Annotated in this window: 5 protein-coding genes; 2 read left to right on the top strand and 3 right to left on the bottom strand. The window is 37.1% G+C overall.

Annotated features, from left to right (window positions below; translation table 11 throughout):
* Positions 1-142 precede the first annotated feature (142 nt).
* The 3 genes from AACS90_RS20630 to AACS90_RS20620 form a co-directional block, all read right to left on the bottom strand.
* The gene (locus AACS90_RS20630; RefSeq protein WP_099123596.1) at positions 143-598 is read right to left on the bottom strand and encodes an alpha/beta hydrolase family protein; all 456 of its coding nucleotides are present in this window, start codon (positions 596-598) and stop codon (positions 143-145) included.
* Between the two features lie 94 nt (positions 599-692).
* On the bottom strand, positions 693-1514 hold the full coding sequence (locus AACS90_RS20625; protein ID WP_099123595.1) for an isocitrate lyase/PEP mutase family protein: 822 nt from the start codon (positions 1512-1514) through the stop codon (positions 693-695).
* Positions 1515-1864: 350 nt separating this feature from the next.
* A complete protein-coding gene (locus AACS90_RS20620; RefSeq protein WP_193757304.1) occupies positions 1865-2812 on the bottom strand; it encodes a glycosyltransferase family 9 protein in 948 nt (315 codons plus the stop codon).
* Between the two features lie 187 nt (positions 2813-2999).
* Here AACS90_RS20620 and AACS90_RS20615 point away from each other — a divergent pair, with 187 nt between their 5' ends.
* Entirely contained in the window at positions 3000-3494 is a 495-nt protein-coding gene (locus AACS90_RS20615; protein WP_099123593.1) for a hypothetical protein, read from the top strand.
* A gap of 244 nt (positions 3495-3738) precedes the next feature.
* Positions 3739-4491, top strand: a complete 753-nt coding sequence (gene mlaA, locus AACS90_RS20610; protein ID WP_099123592.1) for a phospholipid-binding lipoprotein MlaA — start codon at positions 3739-3741, stop codon at positions 4489-4491.
* Positions 4492-4726: the final 235 nt, after the last annotated feature.

The following is a 4726-nucleotide window of genomic DNA, read 5'->3' as shown; positions in this document are numbered from 1 at the left end:
TTTGGACAATTTTTCTCATTTGACGCCGCTCATTGCGCGGAATTGGTGGTACGATGGCCATAACTCAGTCCTTCCTTTTTGTGTTTTTTTGGTTTTGCGGTTAAAAAGTTCGCAAAAATAGGACTGAGTTTCTTTGATTCGCCTACCATTTTGAAAAGCTATTTAGGATAAAGTCAATAACACGGCTGAGATCCCTCGGTCTTTCCCATAATTGTGCAGCTGATAGGGGATTTCTATCTTCTGTTGTTGTGCCTGGATGATTTGGAGCAGCCACGATAAAACCCTTTTTGGCTAATTCCCCTGCAAGCCAATTAAGATTTCGCCAATTTCCCCCATATCCGTGCGAGAGAACGACAAGAGGATGTTTTTCTATATCAGGAATAGCATTTTTTATTACTGAAATACCATAATAAGTGGGATGTTCACCAACAATTACAGTATGTCCAATATCATCGGAAGGGTACCACATCACAAAATGTAATGGACGTTCAGTGTTCTTATCTAAAAATATTTCCCGGAAACCTATATTTTCTGATGCGCTGATTTTCACAGAAAAGCATAGAAACAGGAAAATAGTAGCAACTATACGTTTAAACATTACATCCTCAGCAGACAATAAATTTGAACTGTCTTGTTTTGTAATAAAGCACTACTCAGTAGAGCATTCCTTTTAGTTAATTATCTGATTGCTATTATCTTGAATTAAGTAGGGTATTTAACGAGGCATAGCTTAACTTTGACTGCTCACTATTCTGCAACAAACCATCCCGTAAAAAATGCTCCATACTCGTCAATGTAGATCCATAGGCTTGTTCGGCAAAGAAAGATCCGCCAGAAACCCTTCTTGCTCCGGCAGCAAAAAATTCTTTTACACTCGGCCCTCCGGCTTGAGCCATAATATTTAATGGGCCATTTATGCGGGAGCTGATAGCACGGCATACTGATAGATCGGTTAATCCGGGGATAAAAATACCATCGGCACCGGCAGCAAGATAAGTATTAGCACGGGAAATTAAATGCTCGGGGTTGGTATCTTCTCCACGAATCCATGAGTCTATACGTGCATTGATGAATAAACTGTAATGTATTTTATTTGCTGCGGTACGTACAGAAGCAATACGTTCAGCAGCATCATTTATAGACCTTGATTTGCCATTGTTGGAATCTTCAATATTAATCCCGACACATCCGACAAAATATAAATCTTCAACAAGATCATTCATACTTTCATCAGGCGCTAATAAACCATCTTCAACATCCGCTGTTACAGGTAGATTGGTGCTGGAAGTAATTAAACCAAGTGCTTTCATTACGATTTTTCGGTCAGCCAGTTGATTATCTGGATAGCCTAAGCTCCAGGATATTCCGGCACTGGTTGTTGCAATGGCTTTGGCTCCTGATTGTTCTGCTAAGCGGGTACTCATAACATCCCATGAATTGGCTAATATGAGTTTTCCTTCTTCGTGTAATTGGCTAAAAATTTGAATTTTTTCATCGAGGCTTATTTTTGTCATGTTGGTTTCTCAATCTTTTCTTATAAATATATTCCATAATTGTAAATATCATGGATATGCGTTTTTAGAATGTTACTAAATAATTACACTGTATATTTATATAGTCAATGTTTTGATCGATAAAAAACACTCAAAATTAAAGCTGTAATATCATTATTGCCGTTATTATTATTTCAAGTGAAAATATATCTATGTGACTTAGATCTATTCCGGTCTGTTTATCTATTTTATTGGTAATGTTTAGAATGGATATAATATCTATTCGTCATCTTTTAATTTCTACAGATGGAGAAAAGCCCCGTTATTTGCAACGGGGAAGTTTATTTATAATTGTAAATTATTAAATGATTTTAATTATCAATGAGATGAAAGGTTGCATCAGTGACTTGAGTTAAAGGGATATTGTTAACATTTTTGGAATCATATAAGGTAATACACATATCTTTTGATGTCAGTGGGGACCAGTTTTCAGGTTTTGTGACACCATAAAGTGCAACAAGTTTTGTCTTTAGTGCTGCTGCTAAGTGGCAAATACCACCATCGCCAACGACGATTAAAGTCATTTCATTTAATAATGATATGAAAGAATGTAATGAATTGCACATAACGATTTGGCTATTCCCATTTATACGGGAAACTAGATCTTTAGCTACATTTATATCATTTGGGAAAGCAGAGATAATAAAATTTGCAATAGGGTGTTTTTTTAAAATTTCATCTGCTATTAGTGCAATGTTTTCATTTTTAATTAAGCTGTTTTTTCTATTATTAGAAACGGAAAATAAAATCAATGGATTTCCTGAATAAACAGACTTTGATTGATTTATTATTTTTATCTCAGGGAATAAATCTGGTGCTAAATATTGCTCTTTCGGTGAAATTGAGCGTAAAACTTTTAATGCCTGATGATAACCTTTTACCGATTTTGTATTAGTCGGATAGTTAATTAATTTGGAATCCCATTTTTTATCTGCAACAACAGCATAACGTTTTTTAGCTCCAAGTAACCATAGGAATAAGTTATTCAGTTTCATCGGGCTGGGTTTAGCAGAAATCGCAATGTCAAAGTGCTTTTTGCGGAATTTGAGAGCGGTTTTGGCAATAGAAAGATATTTATTCCCTTTAGGAAGGATATTGATGTCTACATCAGGGCATACATACTTGGCGAGATCATGGTTACCCTGTTCTATGAATAGGCTAATCTCTGCATTTGGGTATTTTTTCTGTAAAAACTTTATTAATGGTTGGGTACAGATAAGATCACCAAGTCCATTTCTGCGTAATATAGCTATTTTCATATTGAATAATAAAAGAAAACTCTTTTTTAATGATAGATTTAGCATCTAAAAATAAACGATTTATTTAATATATTCAATGTATTATGTTTTAAATTTCATATTCCTGTTTTTTATGAAGATAGCATAGTGTACTTATGGTAATTGACTATAATCTAATCTATCTGATGCTCACCGAAGGAAAAACTCAATGACTATGTTGAAAGAGAGACAACATATGATTGTCCGGGCTATGAATGATAAAAATCATGTAATGAAACCTATTAGTAAGGAAAAACTTCAATTCCTGGGCGAAGCATTTGGATGGGATCAGTTGGCTGACGATATAAATTATTTAGTAAAAGTTGGTTTAGTGAATCATTTCGCTATCCACTTTGATGATAATGGGGGTTATGGCTTTAATCCTGATTCAATGGCGCTTACTGCTGCTGGTGTTGATTACGCCAATATGGATACAATTGATGATGAGATGAAGTCATTCACGATAAAAGTTCATAAAAATACACTTGAACAGATTGAAACAGTCATTAAAACGGCAAATATTCCAGATAATGAGAAGAAAGTTATCTTAGAGTTTATTAGAGAACAAGGTATTGAAACCGTGCTTGGTAAGTGTATTGATACTCTGCTGACAAAGGTAGATCTTGCTATGCCTCTGTTTTCTGAAGTTGCCAATATGAGATGAAATTGGCAGGAAGGATTATCTCTTCCCTGAAGTTTTTCACTTTTTAATAGTGATACAGGGTAAATTTCAAGATATATCCCGGAAGTGGAGGGAGAGCGCAACTCACTGTTTGTCTACATAATCACCGCTCATTTTGATTACCATTAAAGAAAAATTGGCAGTATATTTAGCGTGGGGTCTATTAATTGAAATACATTAACGAGCGGAAGTAGGCAATGGCAAAAGTGATTATGTGGAGAACGGTATGAAGTATCGTCTGAGCGGGGTTGCTCTTACAGCAGTATTACTGGCGGGATGTGCAAACTCATCAAATAATTATGAACAAGGGCGATCTGATCCGCTGGAAGGGTTTAACCGGACTATGTTCAACTTTAACTATAATGTTCTCGATCCTTATATCTTACGGCCTGCTGCTGTTGTCTGGCATGATTATGTACCTATGCCGGCGCGAAATGGTATTGGCAATTTTATGAGTAATCTGGAAGAACCAGCCAGCATGGTGAATAGTTTTTTGCGCGGAGATATAAAGGAAGGCGCAAAGCATTTTAACCGATTCTTTTTGAATACCATTCTGGGTATGGGGGGGCTTATTGATGTTGCTTCAATGGCAAACCCCAAACTGGCAAAACAGGATCCAATGCGTTTTGGTAGCACCCTTGGGTACTATAATGTTGGTTATGGCCCTTATGTTGTTTTGCCGGGATATGGCAGCTTTACTGCGCGTGACGAAGGTGGGGATATGGCAGATATGACTTATCCTGTATTGAGTTATCTTACCCCCTGGATGGCTGTCGGAAAGTGGGTATTTCAGGGGCTCGAAACTCGCGCACGTTTGCTGGATTCAGATGGCCTGATAAAAAATTCTTCAGATCCGTATTTAATGATGCGTGAAGCCTACTTCCAGCGCCATGATTTTCTGGCTAACGGCGGTAAACTGCTACCGGAAGAAAATCCTAATGCTGCTGCTATTGAGGATGAATTGGATTCTATCGATTAATTTATTGATAGAATTAACAAAAAAAGGATAGCTAAAGCTATCCTCAGATTACTGACAAAGTGCTGGTTTTTTATCCGGCACTTTGATTTAATCAAATTCCGTTCACCCGACGGAGCTTGCCGCCATGTTAAGAATACCCCCTCCCCAGACTTTCCCGCCCGAAACACTCTCGCTCGATGCGCTTGTGCCTCAACATCATTTAGTCCGTCAAGTCGATGCCGCCCTGGATTTCGAA

Origin of the sequence: Xenorhabdus sp. KK7.4, from assembly GCF_963876465.1 — a bacterium.
GTDB classification, from domain to species: domain Bacteria; phylum Pseudomonadota; class Gammaproteobacteria; order Enterobacterales; family Enterobacteriaceae; genus Xenorhabdus; species Xenorhabdus stockiae.
The sequence above is the reverse complement of the archived record's forward strand: the minus strand, read 5'-3'. Positions and strand labels throughout refer to the sequence as shown.

Excerpts from the sequence above, each read along its gene's own strand:
- AACS90_RS20630 (WP_099123596.1), bottom strand. The coding sequence starts at position 598 with ATGTTTAAACGTATAGTTGCTACTATTTTCCTGTTTCTATGCTTTTCT.
- AACS90_RS20625 (WP_099123595.1), bottom strand. The coding sequence starts at position 1,514 with ATGACAAAAATAAGCCTCGATGAAAAAATTCAAATTTTTAGCCAATTA.
- AACS90_RS20620 (WP_193757304.1), bottom strand. The coding sequence starts at position 2,812 with ATGAAAATAGCTATATTACGCAGAAATGGACTTGGTGATCTTATCTGT.
- AACS90_RS20615 (WP_099123593.1), top strand. The coding sequence starts at position 3,000 with ATGACTATGTTGAAAGAGAGACAACATATGATTGTCCGGGCTATGAAT.
- mlaA (WP_099123592.1), top strand. The coding sequence starts at position 3,739 with ATGAAGTATCGTCTGAGCGGGGTTGCTCTTACAGCAGTATTACTGGCG.